This window comes from Chryseobacterium ginsengisoli, from assembly GCF_039542325.1.
Classification (GTDB): domain Bacteria; phylum Bacteroidota; class Bacteroidia; order Flavobacteriales; family Weeksellaceae; genus Chryseobacterium; species Chryseobacterium ginsengisoli.
Window position 1 is genome coordinate 302,639 of sequence record NZ_BAABHX010000003.1, and the last position, 18,306, is coordinate 320,944.

Consider the following 18,306-nt stretch of genomic DNA (forward strand, 5'->3'; position numbering starts at 1 on the left):
TCCGTTCTAATTTTACATCAGAAATGCAGAACGAAAATATCATAAAAGGTCAGGGAGCTCAGAGAAATGTTATCAATCGTTTCGACAGATATACCTATGAACCAGAAGATGAAGATTTTGAAACGGTAAAAACGTCTTTTACTGAAGTGTTTCCTAAAACCATTGTTAATCAGGTAAAAAGCGAAGATCTGCCAATGGAATATTCCATGAATCCTTACCAAGGTTGTGAACATGGATGTTCTTATTGTTTCGCAAGACCCACTCACGAATATTGGGGATACAGCGCAGGAATTGATTTCGAAAGGAAGATTATGGTTAAGAAAAATGCGCCGGAATTATTAGAGAAATTTTTTCAAAAAAGAGGCTACAAACCAGCGTCGATTTTACTTTCAGGAAATACAGATTGTTATCAGCCTGCAGAACGACAATTCGAAATTACACGAAAAATATTACAGGTTTGTCTGGATTACAGACATCCTGTCAATGTTCTGACAAAAAATGCTTTGGTGTTGCGGGACATTGATATTTTAAAACCAATGGCTGAACAGAATCTTGTCTCAGTTTCTTTAAGTATTCCTACAATTAATGAAGATTTGCGAAGAAAAATGGAGCCCAGAACAAGCTCTGCAAAAAATAAATTAAAAGCCATAGAAGTTCTTTCTGAAAATAAAATTCCTGTAAATGTGATGGTGGCGCCAATTATTCCGGGACTAAACAGCGATGAACCTTTAACTATTTTAAAAGCAATTTCAGAAGCGGGAGCTCAGAGTTTCGGATATACTTTGGTGAGATTAAATGATACTGTAGAACCTGTTTTTATCAATTGGATTGAAAATGCTTTTCCAGATCGCGCACAAAAAGTCTTAAATTTAATTCGTTCGATGCGAGGAGGAAAACTGGGCGACAAAAGATATTTTGACCGGCAAAAAGCGGAAGGAAATATCGCGGAAATGATTCACAATACTTTTAAAATCGGAAGAAAAAAGTTTTTTGACGGCAAAGAATTTCCAAAACTTTCTACGAAAAATTTTACAGGAGCAAAAGATCAGCAATTGCGGTTGTTTGATTGATTTGAAATTTTAAATACTTATAATAAAACCGCTCTAAAAAGGAGCGGTTTTTTATAAATTGTAGATAATAATCTTACATTGTATCATCAGGACATTTGAAATCATCACTACAGGTTGCGCAAACTATCGTACCGTTTGGACATGCATACATGCAGAATTCAGGCTCTGGAAGCGTTTTGATTCCTCCAGCTCCAGTAATGCTTTTTAATTGACCTTTGCTTAGTTTTTTTAGATTTTTCATATTGTTTTAGTTAAAAATTTGATACTAATGTAAAGATAATCAAAAAATTAATAAATCAATCAACTGTGGTATATTTTTGAAATTATTTTTTAGTAAGGATGAAAATTTATTTACAAATTTCATATCTTAGTGAATAATACTCGATAAATATCTGATTATTAAATTGAAAAAATAATTAAAAATAAAGCGGTATCCGAAAAGCGGATAGAGTAGGAAACATCAAAACCAAAAACTATGAAAAATTTAAAAAAACTTTCAAGAGAAGACAAAAAGCAAATTTCTGCAGGTGCTCCTCCTGCACTCTGTTTTGAAGGAGAAGGACCTGGATCGGGCGGTTGTGGATCAACTGAAATCTGTTCAGGTGGAAAATGTGTACCTTATACTGGTTCAGGAGGAGGTGGAACTCCGGGAAATCCTGGTGGGGGAGACGTTTATACATGTATTTGTCCTTGGGGAACTTTTACACAATCGACTCCTTGTCCGGAATTTTACTGTATCACCGGATAAATTGCGGATTGATCTGTTTTATATTCAATTCAGATTAGTTACTGGGCTTATATTTTAATTTAAAATAAATAATGGTTTGTTCAGACATTACGAAAGTATAAATCAAAGAAGGAGGGTATTGATTATCCTCCTATTTTCATGTTTTTATTCGGCTCAAAATATAACGATCGATAATAAAAATAACTTCCCTGTAGAAGTTACCTATTCACATAAGACAATAGAAATTGGAGTTAATCAAAAGAAAATAATTAATGAAACAAACAGAATAAAAACAATTTCCATCTCTTCTAAAAATGGTGGAAAACTCAAGAGAGGTATTTCATTGTTTTTAAACCCTAAAGAATCTTTAAGCATAAACCTTAAACAGGATACCGTTAAATTTAAAGGGGATAAAGATGGGCTCCATGATTATGTTAATCATCATACCTTTGAAGGTTATCTTGCTTATAAGATTACTGAATACCAAAAGTATAATCAAAATAACGATGCAAAAGGATTTATTCGTACTTCAGAAATGTATTTGGCGGATGTGCTCAAAAAAATTGAAAAATTAAATAATTCGCCATTGGGAAGAGAAGATTTTTATTACAAAGAAATTGAAAAGCTTGCCAAAGAACAATGGCTTTTTACTGTTTTTGTAAGCTTTAACGGTAATAAATTAGATAATACAGGAAAAGAATTGATGCTTTATTACTTTGAAAAATATTTTAAAAAAGATATTGAGACTTTTTCATGTAATTCGTGGGTGGATTATGATATTATCCATAAATATTCTTTGAATAATAAATTGCTCAATCTAAAGCTTCCAAAATACGAAATTGTAGAACATACTGATGACGATGATATCAATCAATACATGTCTGCGAAATGTCAGGAATATTATTTCAGCAGTTCTTATAAATTTTTAGTGAACAAAAAAGATCTGGTTAGAGCAGAAAGATATAAGAAGATTTTAATAGAAAAGTTTCACGTGAAACTATAAAAATAAAAAACCGGGCAAAATACCCGGTTCCATTATTATTTTTTGATCAATCCTAGTTCGATCAGTCTTTCATGTAGAAATTCACCTGCTGTTGTATCTTCATACAATTTAGGATTATTTTCATCAACACAGTTTTCCAATGCATTTAAAGACATTGAACTTACTGGATGCATGAAGAAAGGAATTGAATATCTTGAAGTTCCCCACAATTCTCTTGGCGGATTTACCACTCTGTGAATCGTAGATTTCAATTTGTTGTTGGTATGTCTTGATAACATGTCTCCAACGTTGATCATCAATTCGTCCGGTTCAGCAATGGCATCGATCCAGTCTCCGTTATGATTCTGAACCTGAAGACCTTTCCCTTGAGAACCCATTAAAAGAGTAATCAGATTAATGTCTCCGTGTGCTGCAGCTCTCACTGCATCGTTCGGTTCTTCTGTGATTGGCGGATAATGAATTGGTCTTAAAATAGAATTTCCTTCTGCGATTTTGTCGTCAAAATAAAATTCATCCAAACCAAGATAAATTGCTAAAGCTCTTAAAACATACTGTCCTGTTTTCTCAAGCATTTGATAGGCTTCTTTACCTACCTCATTGAACTTTGGAAGTTCTTCAACGATTACATTGTCAGGATATTCACTTTTGTATTTTGAATCATCAGACACGTATTGTCCGAAGTGCCAAAATTCTTTCAAATCTCCTTTTTTGAAGCCTTTTGCAGTTTCTTTTCCGAATCCTACATAGCCTCTTTGCCCACCAATTCCCGGAATTTCGTACTTCTGTTTCGTTTCCGTTGGTAATTCAAAAAAGTTTTTTACCTCTCCATACAATTCACTCACTAGCTTGTCATCCAGAAAGTGCCCTTTTAAGGCTACAAATCCGATTTCTTCATAAGCTTTTCCGATTTCATTTACAAATTTCTGTTTGCGTTCCGGGTCACCCGAAAGGAAATCACGCAGGTCTACACTAGGTATTTTATCCATTTATAGCGAAATTTTACGTAAGGCTAAATTACATATTTTAAATTAAATTTTTTTCGTGTTAAGTATATATAAATTAAATTTGTATTATGAAAAAATATTCTTCCAAAAGAAGTATTCAGATACTTGCACATCTTCTTCAGCAATACGGAATTTCAGATATTATTATTTCTCCCGGATCAAGAAATGCTCCTTTGGCGATTCATTTTTCGGAAATAGACAGCTTCAACTGTTTCAGTATTGTGGACGAAAGAAGTGCTGCTTTTGTAGGAATGGGGATGGGAATGAGTGAGAAAAAACCTGTTGCGATTACATGCACAAGTGGTTCCGCATCAGTAAATTACTATCCTGCTATTACAGAAGCCTTTTATTCGAATATTCCGATGTTGATCTTAACAGCCGACAGACCAACAGATTATGTAGATATTTTTGACGGGCAAACCATCAGACAGAATAATCTTTTTCATCAGCATTCTTACGGAGATTTCCAGCTTTTGGAAGACAGTAAAGAACATGCAGAAGATATTAATTTTGATATCATAAAAAAAGCAATTGAACTTTGTATTGAAAAGCAAGGTCCCGTTCATATCAATATTCCTCTAGAAGAGCCTTTATATGAATTGGTTTCGGAGCTTCCGACTTTTCCGACAGTTGAAAAGACAATTAAGCATAAAGAATATGAAATTCCTTCAAATCTTGTAGCAGACTGGAATACTTCACAAAGAATTTTAATTCTTGTAGGAACAAAAGAGCACAGCCCTGAATTGGAAAATCAATTAACACAATTGGTTAAAAATCATTCGGTTGTAGTTTTAAGTGAAGCGAATTCAAATTTATATCACGAAAAATTCTTCAGACATATCGACCGCTATGTTTTCAACTTTACAGAGGAAGATTATAAGACTTATGCTCCTGATTTACTGATTACTGTAGGGCAAAATGTAGTTTCTAAAAAAGTAAAACAATTTTTAAGAAGTGCGCGTCCGAAACAACATTGGCATCTGGATGAAGTTTGGCAGCCGGATACTTATTTTGCATTAACAGAAAAAATTGAAGTTAAGCCTGAACTTTTCTTTTCTAAATTGTTGAAATTCGTTAGTTTAGAGCCAAAGCCATACTTCAACCTTTGGGATGTTTTAAGAGATAAAAAAGATGCAAAACACGAAAAGTTTTTAAACACGGTTGAGTTTTCAGACTTTTATTTCTTCAATAAAACGTCACACACCATTCCTGAAAATTATAATATTCATTTCAGCAACAGTTCGGCGATTAGATATGCTCAGTTGTTTGATTATGGCAAAAGAAAAATCTATTGCAACAGAGGAACGAGCGGAATCGACGGTTCAACTTCTACAGCAATGGGATTTGCTATTAAAAATGCGAATCCGACTTTGCTGATTACAGGAGATTTGAGTTTTTTCTACGATATTAATGGTCTTTGGAATCAATACATCCCGCCGTTTGTAAGAATTATGATCTTTAATAATGGTGAAGGAAATATTTTCAAAATTATTCCGGGACCTGGAAATGCCAATCCAAATACGTTGGATGAATTTATTGCAACAAAGCATCATAAAAATGCAGAACATTTAGCAAAACACTTCGGATTCTCTTATACCAAGGTTGATGAAGAAGCTACTTTAGACAGGGTGTTGGAAAATTTCTTCAAGCCGGATGCTCAACCTAAAATATTGGAAGTCAATACACACGGAATGAGCAATGCTGAAGTACAGAAAGCTTATTTTAACTTTTTAAAAGAAAGCTAAAGGTCTAAATATTCTTCATTTCCCGGCAGATTGGTAATTCTGTCAAGCGGATAAATAAAATTTTCGTCAAAATCATTTAAAGCATTAATAAGTTGAAAATGAGAAAATTGCTTTATGTTCTGTAAGGTAATCTCTGTTTCTTTCACTTTTTTATGTTTTAAAAGATTTTGTCGCTGTACACCATTCAAAAGATATGTTGCAGGTGTAAACCAGTCTTTACCTTTCAGAAATAAAAGATTAGAGAATGATGTATCTGTAATGTGATTGTTCTTAACAATAATGATCTCTTCAGCCTTAGATTTCATCTTCATTCTTTCCAGTTCCTTTCTGTCTTCAAATTTGAAAGAATAGTCGAAGCTGTTATTCTCAACCAACTGAAAATCTTCAATTTCGGGAATCGCATAAGGAATCATCTGAGTACGGACTTTTTTATCAAGATCGTAAACGATTCTTAATTTAAAAAGACCATCTTCATCATGTTCAAGATGTTTATAAATTTTTAAAATATCAATAGAGCCTTCTTTCCCAAAATGGGCGAAAGTCTGATTCACGCGTTTTTGATGGAAATCCAATAAGAAAATTTCCTGATCTTCTACCTTAATACTTTCAATAAATTGGGACATAGATTTTATTTTTCATTTCTTGATATTCGTCTTCTGACTTGCTCATGTGAGTAATTCCGCCTCCGCTTTTGAAATAAAGTTCATCACCTTGTTTTTCGATAAAACGAATCATTACACAGCTGTCAACGTTTTCTCCGTCAAACCAGCCGCAAACTCCTGTATAATAACCTCTTTCGTAACCTTCTGCATTCAGAATAATTTCTAATGTTTTTGGTTTCGGAGCTCCTAAAATAGAACCTGCGGGAAGTAATTTTTTCATAATACTTCCCAGTTTTCCATCAAATTCGGGCTTTAAGTTTCCTGAAATCTCAGAGCTCATGGCATACAGATCCATTTGCTGTGTTTTGATGAAATCAATGTGCTGGAATTTATCTACCTTCACATCATCTGCAACCATACTGAGATCATTTCGAAGCAAATCGACCACGGTATAATGTTCCGCTTTTTCCTTTTTATCGTTCTTCAGAACTTCCGCCGCGTTATCCAATGATGCATCAATAGTACCTTTCATAGGATAAGTCAGGATTTTTCCGTCAATGATCTTCACAAAAGTTTCAGGAGAAAAAAATACAAAAAAATCTTTATAATAAACTTTATATTTTGCACTTGAATGATAAAAAATTTCTTCAAGCGTTAAATTGGTTTCGATTTTGGTTTTTCGGGTATAATTTACAAGATATGAATTCCCGAAGCGAATATTTTTCTGAACCTCATCAAAGCCTTTTTTGAAGCTTTCTAATGTCTCGGGAAATGATTTCCACTCAGTTTTTTTGTTTAATTCATGCTTGCTTTTCGTGTTTGAAAAGTTTTGAAAATCAATTAGTAAGCCTGATTTTTCAATTTCATTTTCTTTAAAGATCTCAACGTTTTCCGCAAGGAAGTCGATAATGAAAAAAAAGGGAATCTTCTGGATCGAAAGTTCGTCCATTTCCATAAATTTTTGATGATTCACTGAAAACATTCCGCAAAAGTAATTATTGATGTTTACTTTTGCACAAAATTTTTTTAATGGAAAACAAATATCCACAGAAACCGGGATTAGATTTTATACTGAAGCAGGCATTTTTCTATTGGAATAAAACATTGGTTTTCCAACTGATGTTTTCAATAATTTATTTTGCGATATTTTTTACATCGATGTTTTTCTTTGCATCAAGATTCGGAATCTTTGATCAGCAACAGGAATTGATTGATGCTTACAAAATAAGCATGGATGCATACATTGCAAAGGCAGCAGAACTTGGAAAAACAGAGAATTCCCGATATTTCAGCTATGCTTTATTAGCAACATTAATTTTCTTATATCCTTTAAACCTTGGCTTTTTTCAGATTTTCAGAAAGCTTGATTTAAAGGAGAATATTGAGATCGGAGATTTGTTTACCGGATATAACGGAACTAATTTTTTCAGATACATATCTTATGCGTTATTTTGGTTTGTAATTTACGGAGTTACGATTAATACACTTATTTTACCTTTTGTTTGGGTTTGTATTACAATTTTTGTTGCACCAATCATGTTTTTTATGAATAAAACAATCTTCGAATCTATTTCTTTAAATTTTAAAGCATTGAAAATGTATTTTCTGGAAATAGTTGTCTGTGTGATGGTTGCAGTTATTTTTAAATACATCGGTTTTGCTTTATTCTTTGTGGGGGCATTATTTACTTTTCCATTTTGGAATGCGATGATTTACTCTTTATACAAGACAATCTTCTCGGAAAAAGAATAAATTTCATTGATTTTTAATGTTTTAAAAGCCAAAAAAAGTTAAATTTGGTAAAATCAACATTAAAATATAAACACCATGTCAGAATTTAATGAATTTGACCAACAAGGATCGGTTCCGGAAAGGAATACGGGATCGATTATTTCTCATGCTTTCGAAATGTACAAAGGCGTTTTTCTTTATGCAATCGTAGCAATGATCATTTACAGTATTTTGGGAGCTATTATTCAATCACTTGTAGGAGTTGATTCTTCAGCAATGATTGAAGAGATGAAGGAAACAGGCAATTATAACAGTTTTTCTGCCTTTAGCGCACCCGGAATGCCTTTATATTTAACATTATCAGGAGTTTTAGGACTTTTACTTTCTCCTTTGTATGTTGGATTAATTTACATGATTAATAAATACAACACGAAAAATCCAATTGAATTTTCTGATCTTTTCATAGGATACAAACAAAATTTTGCTAATATTTTGATTTATGCGTTATTAGCAGGTGTAATTTCTACTATTGCACTTTCGCTTTGTGTGTTCCCGATAATTTTCGTGTATCCGTTTTTAATGCTTGGATATCCTATTTTATTATTCGAAAATGCTTCTGCAACAGAGGCTTTGGGGAAATCTTATAATATCGTAAAAGATAACTACGGCATTTTTCTTGGCGTAACATTTGTAGGTTTTCTTTTATCAATGGCTGGAATAGTTCTTTGTATTATCGGAATTATTTTGACAGCGCCATTCATCTTTGCAGTGATGTATTCTCTGTATTGCGCTTATTTAGGAAAACCAAGACAAATAATATTAAACAAATAAATGAATAAAGATCAACAAATTAGCAGTGTTAAAATAAAGCAGGTTTCTTTACTTGTTATTATTTTGGTGTTAGCGGGTTTAATCTGTTTTAATCTTGCACTTTTTATACCTTCCGTTTTAGGAGCGATTACTATTTATGTAGTTTGCCGAAAGTATAATTTTTATCTGCAGGAGGAAAAAAAATGGAAACCCTGGCTTTCATCATTGGTTTTAATGCTTGCAAGTTTGATCGTTCTTATTCTTCCGATTTATTTTATCGGAGATCTTTTAATCGATAAATTAGGAAATGCACAGGCTTATATGGCTAAATTTAATGTATTTCTGGAAAAAATACATACCTATATTTATTCAAAAACAGGTTTTGATATATTAAGCAATGAAAATACTGCTAAACTGAGAAATTCAGTAGGACAGTTTTCGACAAAGGCTCTTAGCGGGACATTTAATACCTTGACAGTTGTAATGTCAATGTATTTTATTCTTTATTTTATGTTGGAAAGACCGCGTTTTTTTGAAAGAATTTTATCATCATCTGCACCTTTAAAAAGAGCGAATGTTTCTTTGATTGGAGAAAAGATGAGAAAACTGATTATGGCAAATGCTATTGGGATTCCGGTCGTTGCTCTTGGGCAAGGAATTGTTGCTTTAATCGGATATTTTATTTTTGGTGCGCCAAGTGCTGTTTTGCTTTTTGCTTTAACAGCAGCGGCATCGATGGTTCCGGTTGTAGGAGCGGCGATTATTTATATTCCGGTTTGTATTTATATGATTGCTGAAGGAAATACAGGAATGGGACTAGGATTGGCAGCTTACTGTTTGGTTGTTGTTGGTTTAACGGATAATGTCCTGCGATTTACCCTTTTGAAAAAGTTGGAAGATATTCATCCTTTAAATACTGTTTTCGGAATTATTATGGGAATGAATTTATTTGGCTTTATGGGGCTTATTTTTGGCCCGATTTTGATTTCTCTTACTCTGTTGCTGATTCAGGTATACAGAAACGAGTTTTCCGACGATGATACGCCTGATCTGAAACTTCCCAACAGTAATGATGATTTGGATAATAAAATTGATTTAATAATATAAAATGGAGGACGGAATAAACCCGGAAATATTAAAAGAAATCTGTGTCATGAAAATGCCTTTCGGAAAATATGAAGGTACGGTTTTGGCAGACTTACCAATAAGTTATCTCGAATGGTTTTACCGAAAAGGAATGCCAAAAGGTAAACTAGGAATGCAGTTATCGACAATTTATGAAATAAAATTGAATGGTTTAATGGATCTACTGACTCCGATTCGTGGAGGAGCTGTAAATTATGAAAAACCTAAAACAAAGATTTATAAGTTTTAATATAAAGTTTCGGCGACATCAAAGATGTCGCCGAAACTTTTTTTATAAGAATTTTAGGTCAATTTAAATTTACATCGGTTCCCAAAGCTCAACGTTATTTCCTTCAAGATCAAGGATGTGAATGAATTTTCCGAAATCATATACTGCAATTTCGTCCAAAATTTCAACATTTTCTTTTTTCAGTTCTTCAACCAAAGCTTCCAGATTATCAACCGTATAATTGATCATAAATTCTCTTGTTGAAGGCTCGAAATACTTTGTCGTTTCAGGAGAAGGGCTCCATGTTAAAGATCCTTTTGGATTGGATTCGGCAATGTCTTTCCATTCGAAAGTGGCTCCATATTCATTTACATCTACTCCAAGATGTGTTTTATACCATTCTTTCAAAGCTTTCGGATCTTTGCACTTGAAAAATATTCCGCCAATGCCTGTTACTTTTTTCATTGTTGTTATCTTTAGTTTTAATTGGGTTTTATGCTTTCAAAGCGGCAATTTCGTCTCTTAATTTAGCCGCTTTTATAAAATCAAGATTTTTTGCAGCCGCTTCCATTTCTTTTTGCTTTTGTTCGATTACTTTTTCCATATCTTCACTCGTATAGGTTGCTTTTGCTTCAGCAACTTTCTGGAGGATTTCTTTCTGAGTATATTTTTCGTCAGGGAAATCTTTACTTCTTCCCACCAGATTTTCAGAAATCTTTTTATTTAAAGCAACAGGAACTTTGCCATGCTCTTCGTTATATTGTATTTGTTTTGCCCGACGATATTCGGTCTCATCAAGAGTTGCCTGCATCGATTTTGTAATCTTATCGGCGTACATGATAGCTCTTCCGTTAATATTTCTTGCAGCACGACCAACTGTCTGAATCATTGATCTTCTGCTTCTTAGCATTCCTTCTTTATCTGCGTCGAGAATGGCGACCAAAGAAACTTCGGGTAAATCCAAACCTTCTCTCAATAAATTGACACCAATTAATACATCAAAAAGCCCTAAACGAAGATCCTGCATGATTTGGATACGTTCCAGTGTTTCAACATCGGAGTGAATGTATCGTGTCCTGATTCCGAATTTGACGAAGTATTTCGTTAATTCTTCCGCCATTTTTTTAGTTAAGGTTGTCACTAGAACTCTTTCATCGGCATCGGCTCTTTTTTGAATTTCTTCCATTAAATCATCGATCTGATTCAATGTTGGACGTATTTCAATAATAGGATCTAACAATCCTGTCGGACGAATAATTTGTTCAATATAAGCTCCTCCGGTTTTTTCCAGTTCATAATCTGCAGGAGTTGCGGAAACATAAATAACCTGATTCTGAATATCCTCAAATTCATTAAATTTTAAAGGTCGGTTATCCATCGCAGCAGGAAGCCTGAAACCATATTCAACTAAAGATTCTTTTCGGCTTCGGTCACCTCCGTACATCGCGTGAACCTGCGGAACTGTCACGTGACTTTCATCAATTACCATTAAGAAATCTTTCGGAAAATAATCCAACAGACAAAAAGGTCTTGTTCCTGGTAATCTTCCATCTAGGTATCTCGAATAATTTTCAATTCCTGAACAGTAGCCTAATTCTTTGATCATTTCCAAATCAAGTTCTGTTCTTTCCTGTAATCTTTTGGCTTCTAAGGGTTTTTCAATCGAATTAAAGAAATCCACCTGTTTCACCATATCATCCTGAATTTCTCTGATCGCGCCGTTCAATGTTTCCTTTGATGTTACAAAAAGATTTGCGGGATAAATTTGTATTTGCTCAAAAGCTCCGGTTACATTTCCTGAAACGGGATCAAAACTTTGGATCTTTTCAATTTCATCGCCAAAGAATTGAATTCGGATCGCATTATCTGCATAAGCCGGAAATACATCAATCACATCTCCTTTTACACGGAATGTACCTCTTTGGAATTCATTTAATGTTCTTGAATATAAGGCGCTTACCAAAGCGTGAAGAAGTGCGGTTCTGGTTACTTTTTCACCAATTGCGATAGAAATTAGTGATTTATGAAATTCTGTCGGGTTTCCGATACCGTAAATGCATGAAACTGAGGCAACAATCAAAACGTCTCTTCTTCCGGAAAGTAAGCTTGCCGTTGCAGAAAGTCGTAATTTTTCGACTTCTTCGTTGATGCTCAAGTCTTTTTCAATATAAGTTCCGGTTGTAGCGATATAAGCTTCCGGTTGATAATAGTCGTAATAACTTACAAAATATTCAACAGCATTTTCAGGAAAGAATTCTTTAAATTCCATGAAAAGCTGTGCTGCTAAAGTCTTGTTGTGGGCTAAAACTAAGGTAGGTTTCTGAACATTGTTTACAACATTCGCTACCGTAAAAGTTTTCCCCGATCCGGTAACTCCCAATAAAGTCTGATATTTTTCCCCGATTTCTATGCCTTCGGTTAATTTTTCAATGGCTTTGGGTTGGTCTCCAGTTGGTTTATATTCTGATTGAAGTTTGAAATTCATAGAAAAAAGTGATCTTATACAACAAAAATACGAAAGAAATTTTTGACATTAGATGTATTTGATACCTCAATTTTCTGTTTTTCAGACAAATCATAAAAAATAAAAAAAGCACTCTGTTTGAGTGCTTGCATGTTTATTCGAAAGACATGGTTAATGGAATTCTCATTCTGTAACGAGCGGGTTTCCCATCTTTTTCTGCGGGTTTCCAGGTTATATTTTCATTTGCTCTTTTGAAAGATGCTATAGTTTCAGCATTAAAAAGCTCATTATTTCCGGCAGCTTTTATGTCTGCCACGGATCCATTTTCTGTAATGGTATACGTAAGATCGGTTTGGTACATTTCTTTTGTCTTACTCGAGTTAATTTTCGATCCGTCAAATGATTTTGAGATTTTAGTTCTCAATTCATTAATGCCTCCCGGATATTGCGGAAGCAATGTCACATCGTCCTTTGTTACATTTTCATTCGTAGTTTGTTGTGCAGTTGTCTGGTTCTGATTTGTGTTTTTACCTTCTTTTGGACGAATGGTGTCTGAAACTTTTTTCTCTTTAAGTACTGTTGTTAAAGGCTCTTTTTCTGTTGTAATTTCCTCAATTGACTTAGATTCTTGAGTCACTTCAGCAATGGCTTCCAGAACAGATTTTTTTTCAGGTTCAGAGATTTTCTCCTTTGTTCCTTTAATAACTTTTTCTATCGTATTAGCATACGTTTTTTGTACAAATAGTCCGAAAGCAAGCATTAAAATTGGGATACTGATCACTTTTTTTAGATTCGTCATCTTAGACTTTTTGGCGTTCATCATAATAAATCGTTTTTTAGTGTTCTTGAAATTGAATGTATGTGTAAGATTGTAGTTTTGGCTCGAAATAATTTCCTGAAGAATAAGGTTTTGATAATCTTTTACATTAAAATCATTTTTTAAGACAAATTCATCCGCCAGAAATTCATGATTGGTAACGATCGCTTTTTTATAAAAATAAATTGAAGGATTGAACCATGTGAAAATTTTTAAGGCTTCAATAAATAAAAGATCAATACTGTGTTTTTGCTCCAAATGGCTCTTTTCGTGAAGAAAAATCCTCGAATCTATTTTATTGTTGACCAAATAGCTTTTTCCTAAATAAATGGTTTTCCAAAAACTAAAGGGAGACACATTTTCTTTTATAATTAAAATATTTTGATTTTGGTAAATGATTTTCTCTCCTTTTAAGCTTTTTATTTTTAAAACTGACAGAATTGCTTTCAGTAAAAATAGTAAGGTCACAATTCCGTAAATGATCCAAATAAGATTTTGCCAGTTAAAACTTTGATGATTGGGAGTAAGGTCTAGAACCTGTTGTGTTGCTTCGATCGTTGTTTGTAAACGGTTTGCCGGTTTGGGAGTTTCTGTTTTAATGGAGATGAATGGAGCAGAATAAGAAAATATTAATGAAAAAATTAAATAAAATCTGTTAAACTGATGCATTTTTTCCTTTTGCAGAAACAAATTGTACAATGCAAATAATAATGAAGAACACAAAATAATTTTTAAAAGAATAATCATTTTTCGTCAATTTGCTGATCAATAATTTCACGGAGTTCTTTCAACTGCTTTTGTGACAGTTTTGCGTTTGAAGTAAAAAATGAGGCAAATTGCGTCACGGAACTGTTGAAAAAACGGTCAATCATAGAAGACATTTCTTCCTTGAAATATTCCCCTTTTGCTATCTTTGGAAAGTACTCGCGGGAATTTCCATACAATTTGTATCCGACAAAATCCTTATTCTGCATTCTTTTCAGAAGTGTAGCGATTGTTGTAGTTGCCGGTTTCGGTTCCGGATAAGATTCCAGAATGTCCTTCATGAAAACTTTTTCTTTTTCCCAAAGAATTTCCATAAGGTCTTTTTCGGAATCGGTAAGTTTTATTTCTTTCATATTCTACGAATTGATAATTTGTTCTACAAATGTAGAGTAAAAATTTAAACTACCAAATTTTATGGCATTATTTTTCCATTCATCGTATCACCATTTAATCCTAATCCTATGAAATTCAATAAATTTTATATTTCAGCAGTTAGTTTATTATTAATTTTTTCTTCTTGTAAAGAAAATAAAGTCAATGCACAGCAACTCGGAAAAGACGGAAGCGTGGAAACCGAAAAACCAAATTCTCCGGATTATAAACCAGCTTTTGCCGGTCAAACAAGAATAAAAGCGGTAAAAACAGCAACACCTTACAAAGTTGAAATCTTAACGAAAAATCTGGGACGACCTTGGGGAATTATCAATTTACCGGACGGAAGATTTTTAATTACCGATAAGAATGGTCATATGAACGTTGTTTCTACTGATGGGAAACAGATTTCAAAAATTGAAGGCTTTCCCAAAGTCGATTCAAAAGGGCAGGGCGGAATGTTAGATGTTGCTCTTGATCCTGATTTTAAAGCAAACAACATTATTTATTTCAGTTTTTCAGAACCTTATGAAAAAGGAAATCATACTGCCGTTGGAAAAGGAAAACTCTCTCAGGATTTAAAAAATATTTCAGAAGTAAAAGTAATTTTTCATGCGATTCCAACTTATGACGGTGATAAACATTACGGAAGCAGACTGGTTTTTGATAAAGGCGGAAATTTATTTGTGAGTACAGGCGAAAGATCAGATAAGCAAACAAGAGTATATGCTCAAAGAACGGATAATTATTTAGGTAAAATTTTAAAAATAACTAAAGACGGACAACCTGCATCCGGAAATCCTTTCATAGGAAAAGCCGGATTTAAGCCCGAAATTTATGCTTATGGAGTCAGAAATCCTCAAGGTTTAGCTATCGATCCAAACGGAAATCTTTGGGATGTCGAAATGGGACCGAGAGGAGGCGATGAAATTAATTTAATCAAGCCCGGAAAAAATTATGGTTGGGGAGATGTGACCTATGGAATCGAATATTCAGGAGATAAAATCAACAATGGAACAACCCAAAAAGCTGGAACAGAACAACCTGTTTATTATTGGGATCCAGTAATTTCTCCAAGCGGAGTTACATTTTATACCGGAAATATTGATGAATGGAAAGGGAACTTAATGATTGGCTGTTTAAGTGGTGAACATATTAACAGAATCGTCATGAAAGATAATAAAATTGTCGGTGAGGAACGTCTTTTAGTAGATCAGAAAGAAAGATTCCGCGATGTTTTGAATGGTAGTGACGGGAATTTGTATGCTGTTACGGATAGTGGAAAATTGTATAAAATTTCGAAAAAATAAAAAGTGTTGAAGAGATGATTTATAGGATGCAATCCTGTCAGAAAAATAAAACAATAAATAAGTTTCGGGCAAAATCGAAGATTTTGCCCGAAACTTATTTAAAAACTATTAATAATTCTATTCAAACCTTCAGTCAGAATTTCCTGTGAAGTAGAAAAACAGATTCTTACGTGTCCTTCAGCGCCTTTTCCAAACCATCTTTCCGAGCCGGGAACGATTGCTACTTTTCCGTCTTTCAAAACATGTTGAGCAAATTCGTCACTCGACATTCCGTTGTTTATTTTAGGGAAAATAACGAATGTAGCTTCCGGAAGATTTGGCGTTAAAATTCCTGAATTACTAAGCATACTATGAGCTAAATCCCTATTATGCTGTAAGTGAGTCAGAAAATCATTAAACCAAGTTTTTGCTTTGTCAATTGCAACACTTGCGGCGATTTGCGATAGAGTAGAGACGCCTTCAATCGTAGAATTGAATTGAGATTTTTCTGTAAAATCATCCAGTAATTCCTGATCATTACATAAAACGGCACCAATTCTCAATCCTGCAATTCCAAAAGATTTTGAGAACCCGAAAACCGTAAAACTTTTCTTTTTTGCATGTTCAGAAACAGAAGAATAGGTGTTGAATTCCTTTTTATCATAAACAATATCACTCCAGATTTCATCACTCATTACCCAAAGATCGTGAGCTGCGGCGATTTCTGCAATTTTTTGTAAAATTTCTTTAGAATAAACTCTTCCAACCGGATTGTGAGGATTGCAAACGCTGATCAGTTTTGTTTTTGGCCCGATCAAAGAAACTAGCATTTCAAAATCTATATCTCCTGTTTTTGAATCAACAGCGCATAATTTGATATTTCCACCAACTGCATCCACTGTTTTTTTGAACAGGAAATCAACTGGATCGAAAATAATTGCTTCATCTCCAGGATTCAAAACGTATTTTGCAACCATAAACATTCCCATTGCGGCACTGTTTACAGCTAATACATTTTCAGGAGTAAAACTTCCGTTTTTTCCTGTGTTAAAATGCTCTGCAACACTTTTCTTGAATTCAGGAAGTCCTGAAAAAGGACCGTAACTTAAATAACCATCCTTAATATATTCAATAATTCCGTTTTCGATTTCCGTTGACATTCTGAAGTCGGGATCTGCCGCTGTTAAAGGGATTATTCCATCTTCCAGAGTTGCCCATCTTCCGTTGTAAGCTTTTCTTTTTAAGGCTTCGAAATTGATATCTTTATTTGTAAACATTTTTATTTATATGAAATTGGTAATGTGTTTTTCGGTTGTTCGCTTAGTGGTAAAAGGAATTGCTCTAGCAAAGCTCTTCCATTTTTGATGTGAATATCGATTTCAGGTCTTCTTTCTTCTTCATATTTTCTGAAAGTTTCCTGAATAGAATTTCCTTCGACTAAAAGATTCGTTAAAGTAAAAGAATCTTTCATAGCAGAAGTTACTCCCTGACTTGTAAAAGGAATCAGCGGATGTGCTGCGTCGCCGATGAAAACTACATTTTCATGATGAAAAGGATTTAATTTTTCCAATTCGTAGACTCTCCAAATGTGTGCGTTTTCATAACTTGAACCTTCAATAATAGACGAAATCAAAGGATTCCAGTCTCCGAAATTGTCTAACATAAATTGTTTGATACAATCCGGAGTATAATCCTCATTAATGAAAAATTTAGTGATGTCAAACTGGCAATACCAAAGGATTTTTGATGGTGAAAGTTTTAATACGCCAAAAGTTAAACCTCCGTTTTCATGATGAAATTTAAGGAAATTGCTTTCAATTTGGCTTGCTAACTCTTCGTTTTCGATGATATTTACCACTTCATTTTCTAGAACTGCTTTCATGATTTCATCCTGAAAAATTGTTCTTCTGATTCGGCTTCTTGATCCGTCTGAAGCTACAACAATATCTGCGTCAAGCGGTGTATTTCCATCAAGAACAATATCTGCTTTTCCGTTTGAAAATCCATTTAAAGCTACTGTAGAATTGTAAGAAATCTTGTCTGTGGGAACTCCTTTAGCTAAAATTTCAATTAAAGCGCTTCTGGAAACCACAAAAACATCTTCAAGATCCTTTTCAGAGATAATTTTTCCGGCTTGATTATAATGATAGTACTTTTTCAGGAAGCTTCCTTTTGCGTAAAGATCATTAATATCAATAATGCTTGAAAGATGCTCGATTCCTTCTTTCGGAAGGATAAATCCGTGTCCTTTCAGATCATTTTGAGTTCTTCTTTCGTAGAGGTGATAGTCAATATTATTTTTTTCTAAATAATTTGCCATACTCAAGCCGGAAACTCCGGCTCCTATGATTGCAACTTTGCCCATCTTTTATTCGTTGTTAGTTTTATTTGTTTTTAATCTGTAATTTTTTCATTAAAATTGAATAAACTGCGAAAAATATTTTTTAAATCAACGGATTATTCTCTTAATGAAATGCAAAATGTGTTTTCTCTAACCGAAATATTGTAAAATCAAATTGAGAAAAATATGAAAGATAATATCTTAAGTTTGAT

The 18,306-nt window shown here is 33.7% G+C and carries 19 protein-coding genes; 9 read left to right on the forward strand and 10 right to left on the reverse strand.

Annotation, left to right across the window (positions count from 1 at the left end; all coding sequences use genetic code 11):
• Positions 1–23 precede the first annotated feature (23 nt).
• Positions 24–1,070, forward strand: a complete 1,047-nt coding sequence (locus tag ABD940_RS10525; RefSeq protein ID WP_345203352.1) for a PA0069 family radical SAM protein — start codon at positions 24–26, stop codon at positions 1,068–1,070.
• A 73-nt stretch (positions 1,071–1,143) separates the two neighbouring features.
• Here the strand turns inward: ABD940_RS10525 and ABD940_RS10530 are convergent, their stop codons facing one another.
• Positions 1,144–1,311 (reverse strand): bacteriocin-like protein, encoded by a 168-nt coding sequence (locus ABD940_RS10530; protein ID WP_345203354.1) that lies wholly within the window; start codon positions 1,309–1,311, stop codon positions 1,144–1,146.
• 234 nt (positions 1,312–1,545) lie between these two features.
• Between ABD940_RS10530 and ABD940_RS10535 the strand changes: the two genes are divergently transcribed.
• Both ABD940_RS10535 and ABD940_RS10540 read left to right on the forward strand, forming a co-directional pair.
• Positions 1,546–1,818, forward strand: coding sequence for a bacteriocin-like protein (locus ABD940_RS10535; protein ID WP_345203357.1), 273 nt, complete (start codon positions 1,546–1,548; stop codon positions 1,816–1,818).
• Between the two features lie 118 nt (positions 1,819–1,936).
• Entirely contained in the window at positions 1,937–2,800 is an 864-nt protein-coding gene (locus ABD940_RS10540; RefSeq protein WP_345203359.1) for a hypothetical protein, read from the forward strand.
• Positions 2,801–2,835: 35 nt separating this feature from the next.
• On the opposite strand, the gene ABD940_RS10545 is transcribed toward ABD940_RS10540, so the two are convergent.
• Positions 2,836–3,786, reverse strand: a complete 951-nt coding sequence (locus ABD940_RS10545; protein ID WP_345203363.1) for an isopenicillin N synthase family dioxygenase — start codon at positions 3,784–3,786, stop codon at positions 2,836–2,838.
• 86 nt (positions 3,787–3,872) lie between these two features.
• Here ABD940_RS10545 and menD point away from each other — a divergent pair, with 86 nt between their 5' ends.
• Positions 3,873–5,549, forward strand: coding sequence for a 2-succinyl-5-enolpyruvyl-6-hydroxy-3-cyclohexene-1-carboxylic-acid synthase (gene menD / locus ABD940_RS10550; RefSeq protein WP_345203366.1), 1,677 nt, complete (start codon positions 3,873–3,875; stop codon positions 5,547–5,549).
• Here the strand turns inward: menD and ABD940_RS10555 are convergent.
• Together ABD940_RS10555 and ABD940_RS10560 are read right to left on the reverse strand one after the other, a co-directional pair.
• Positions 5,546–6,172, reverse strand: a complete 627-nt coding sequence (locus tag ABD940_RS10555; RefSeq protein WP_345203370.1) for an aminotransferase class IV — start codon at positions 6,170–6,172, stop codon at positions 5,546–5,548. The two genes, menD and ABD940_RS10555, sit on opposite strands and share 4 nt — an antisense overlap.
• Positions 6,156–7,133 carry an aminodeoxychorismate synthase component I gene (locus ABD940_RS10560; protein WP_345203374.1) on the reverse strand — a complete coding sequence of 326 codons (978 nt, stop codon included), beginning with the start codon at positions 7,131–7,133 and terminating at the stop codon, positions 6,156–6,158. Before ABD940_RS10560 ends, ABD940_RS10555 begins: the two co-directional genes overlap by 17 nt.
• 47 nt (positions 7,134–7,180) lie before the next feature.
• On the opposite strand from ABD940_RS10560, the gene ABD940_RS10565 reads away from it, so the two are divergent.
• The 4 genes from ABD940_RS10565 to ABD940_RS10580 all read left to right on the forward strand — a co-directional run bounded on the left by ABD940_RS10565 (position 7,181) and on the right by ABD940_RS10580 (position 10,067).
• Positions 7,181–7,903, forward strand: a complete 723-nt coding sequence (locus ABD940_RS10565; protein WP_345203376.1) for a hypothetical protein — start codon at positions 7,181–7,183, stop codon at positions 7,901–7,903.
• 75 nt (positions 7,904–7,978) lie between these two features.
• Complete coding sequence (locus tag ABD940_RS10570) at positions 7,979–8,713, forward strand: beta-carotene 15,15'-monooxygenase (RefSeq protein ID WP_345203379.1); 735 nt, start codon at positions 7,979–7,981, stop codon at positions 8,711–8,713.
• On the forward strand, positions 8,714–9,799 hold the full coding sequence (locus tag ABD940_RS10575) for an AI-2E family transporter (RefSeq protein ID WP_345203382.1): 1,086 nt from the start codon (positions 8,714–8,716) through the stop codon (positions 9,797–9,799). It begins immediately after the preceding gene.
• 13 nt (positions 9,800–9,812) lie between these two features.
• Entirely contained in the window at positions 9,813–10,067 is a 255-nt protein-coding gene (locus tag ABD940_RS10580) for a DUF3820 family protein (protein WP_345204707.1), read from the forward strand.
• A 69-nt stretch (positions 10,068–10,136) separates the two neighbouring features.
• On the opposite strand, the gene ABD940_RS10585 is transcribed toward ABD940_RS10580, so the two are convergent.
• The 4 genes from ABD940_RS10585 to ABD940_RS10600 form a co-directional block, all read right to left on the reverse strand.
• Positions 10,137–10,511 (reverse strand): VOC family protein, encoded by a 375-nt coding sequence (locus tag ABD940_RS10585; RefSeq protein WP_345203384.1) that lies wholly within the window; start codon positions 10,509–10,511, stop codon positions 10,137–10,139.
• A gap of 28 nt (positions 10,512–10,539) precedes the next feature.
• Positions 10,540–12,531 (reverse strand): excinuclease ABC subunit UvrB, encoded by a 1,992-nt coding sequence (gene uvrB / locus ABD940_RS10590; RefSeq protein WP_345203388.1) that lies wholly within the window; start codon positions 12,529–12,531, stop codon positions 10,540–10,542.
• A gap of 133 nt (positions 12,532–12,664) precedes the next feature.
• On the reverse strand, positions 12,665–13,996 hold the full coding sequence (locus ABD940_RS10595) for a M56 family metallopeptidase (protein ID WP_345203393.1): 1,332 nt from the start codon (positions 13,994–13,996) through the stop codon (positions 12,665–12,667).
• A gap of 74 nt (positions 13,997–14,070) precedes the next feature.
• Positions 14,071–14,445, reverse strand: coding sequence for a BlaI/MecI/CopY family transcriptional regulator (locus tag ABD940_RS10600; RefSeq protein ID WP_345203396.1), 375 nt, complete (start codon positions 14,443–14,445; stop codon positions 14,071–14,073).
• Between the two features lie 108 nt (positions 14,446–14,553).
• Between ABD940_RS10600 and ABD940_RS10605 the strand changes: the two genes are divergently transcribed.
• Positions 14,554–15,774 carry a PQQ-dependent sugar dehydrogenase gene (locus ABD940_RS10605; protein WP_345203398.1) on the forward strand — a complete coding sequence of 407 codons (1,221 nt, stop codon included), beginning with the start codon at positions 14,554–14,556 and terminating at the stop codon, positions 15,772–15,774.
• Between the two features lie 98 nt (positions 15,775–15,872).
• Here ABD940_RS10605 and ABD940_RS10610 read toward each other — a convergent pair whose 3' ends face one another.
• The gene (locus tag ABD940_RS10610) at positions 15,873–17,030 is read right to left on the reverse strand and encodes a pyridoxal phosphate-dependent aminotransferase (protein WP_345203401.1); all 1,158 of its coding nucleotides are present in this window, start codon (positions 17,028–17,030) and stop codon (positions 15,873–15,875) included.
• 2 nt (positions 17,031–17,032) lie between these two features.
• Positions 17,033–18,118, reverse strand: coding sequence for an FAD-dependent oxidoreductase (locus ABD940_RS10615; RefSeq protein ID WP_345203403.1), 1,086 nt, complete (start codon positions 18,116–18,118; stop codon positions 17,033–17,035).
• Positions 18,119–18,306 lie beyond the last annotated feature (188 nt).

Bases quoted from the DNA above. Each gene is read 5' to 3' on its own strand.
- ABD940_RS10525 (WP_345203352.1), top strand. From the start codon at position 24: ATGCAGAACGAAAATATCATAAAAGGTCAGGGAGCTCAGAGAAATGTT.
- ABD940_RS10530 (WP_345203354.1), bottom strand. From the start codon at position 1,311: ATGAAAAATCTAAAAAAACTAAGCAAAGGTCAATTAAAAAGCATTACT.
- ABD940_RS10535 (WP_345203357.1), top strand. From the start codon at position 1,546: ATGAAAAATTTAAAAAAACTTTCAAGAGAAGACAAAAAGCAAATTTCT.
- ABD940_RS10545 (WP_345203363.1), bottom strand. From the start codon at position 3,786: ATGGATAAAATACCTAGTGTAGACCTGCGTGATTTCCTTTCGGGTGAC.
- menD (WP_345203366.1), top strand. From the start codon at position 3,873: ATGAAAAAATATTCTTCCAAAAGAAGTATTCAGATACTTGCACATCTT.
- ABD940_RS10555 (WP_345203370.1), bottom strand. From the start codon at position 6,172: ATGTCCCAATTTATTGAAAGTATTAAGGTAGAAGATCAGGAAATTTTC.
- ABD940_RS10560 (WP_345203374.1), bottom strand. From the start codon at position 7,133: ATGTTTTCAGTGAATCATCAAAAATTTATGGAAATGGACGAACTTTCG.
- ABD940_RS10565 (WP_345203376.1), top strand. From the start codon at position 7,181: ATGGAAAACAAATATCCACAGAAACCGGGATTAGATTTTATACTGAAG.
- ABD940_RS10570 (WP_345203379.1), top strand. From the start codon at position 7,979: ATGTCAGAATTTAATGAATTTGACCAACAAGGATCGGTTCCGGAAAGG.
- ABD940_RS10575 (WP_345203382.1), top strand. From the start codon at position 8,714: ATGAATAAAGATCAACAAATTAGCAGTGTTAAAATAAAGCAGGTTTCT.
- ABD940_RS10585 (WP_345203384.1), bottom strand. From the start codon at position 10,511: ATGAAAAAAGTAACAGGCATTGGCGGAATATTTTTCAAGTGCAAAGAT.
- uvrB (WP_345203388.1), bottom strand. From the start codon at position 12,531: ATGAATTTCAAACTTCAATCAGAATATAAACCAACTGGAGACCAACCC.
- ABD940_RS10595 (WP_345203393.1), bottom strand. From the start codon at position 13,996: ATGCATCAGTTTAACAGATTTTATTTAATTTTTTCATTAATATTTTCT.
- ABD940_RS10600 (WP_345203396.1), bottom strand. From the start codon at position 14,445: ATGAAAGAAATAAAACTTACCGATTCCGAAAAAGACCTTATGGAAATT.
- ABD940_RS10605 (WP_345203398.1), top strand. From the start codon at position 14,554: ATGAAATTCAATAAATTTTATATTTCAGCAGTTAGTTTATTATTAATT.
- ABD940_RS10610 (WP_345203401.1), bottom strand. From the start codon at position 17,030: ATGTTTACAAATAAAGATATCAATTTCGAAGCCTTAAAAAGAAAAGCT.
- ABD940_RS10615 (WP_345203403.1), bottom strand. From the start codon at position 18,118: ATGGGCAAAGTTGCAATCATAGGAGCCGGAGTTTCCGGCTTGAGTATG.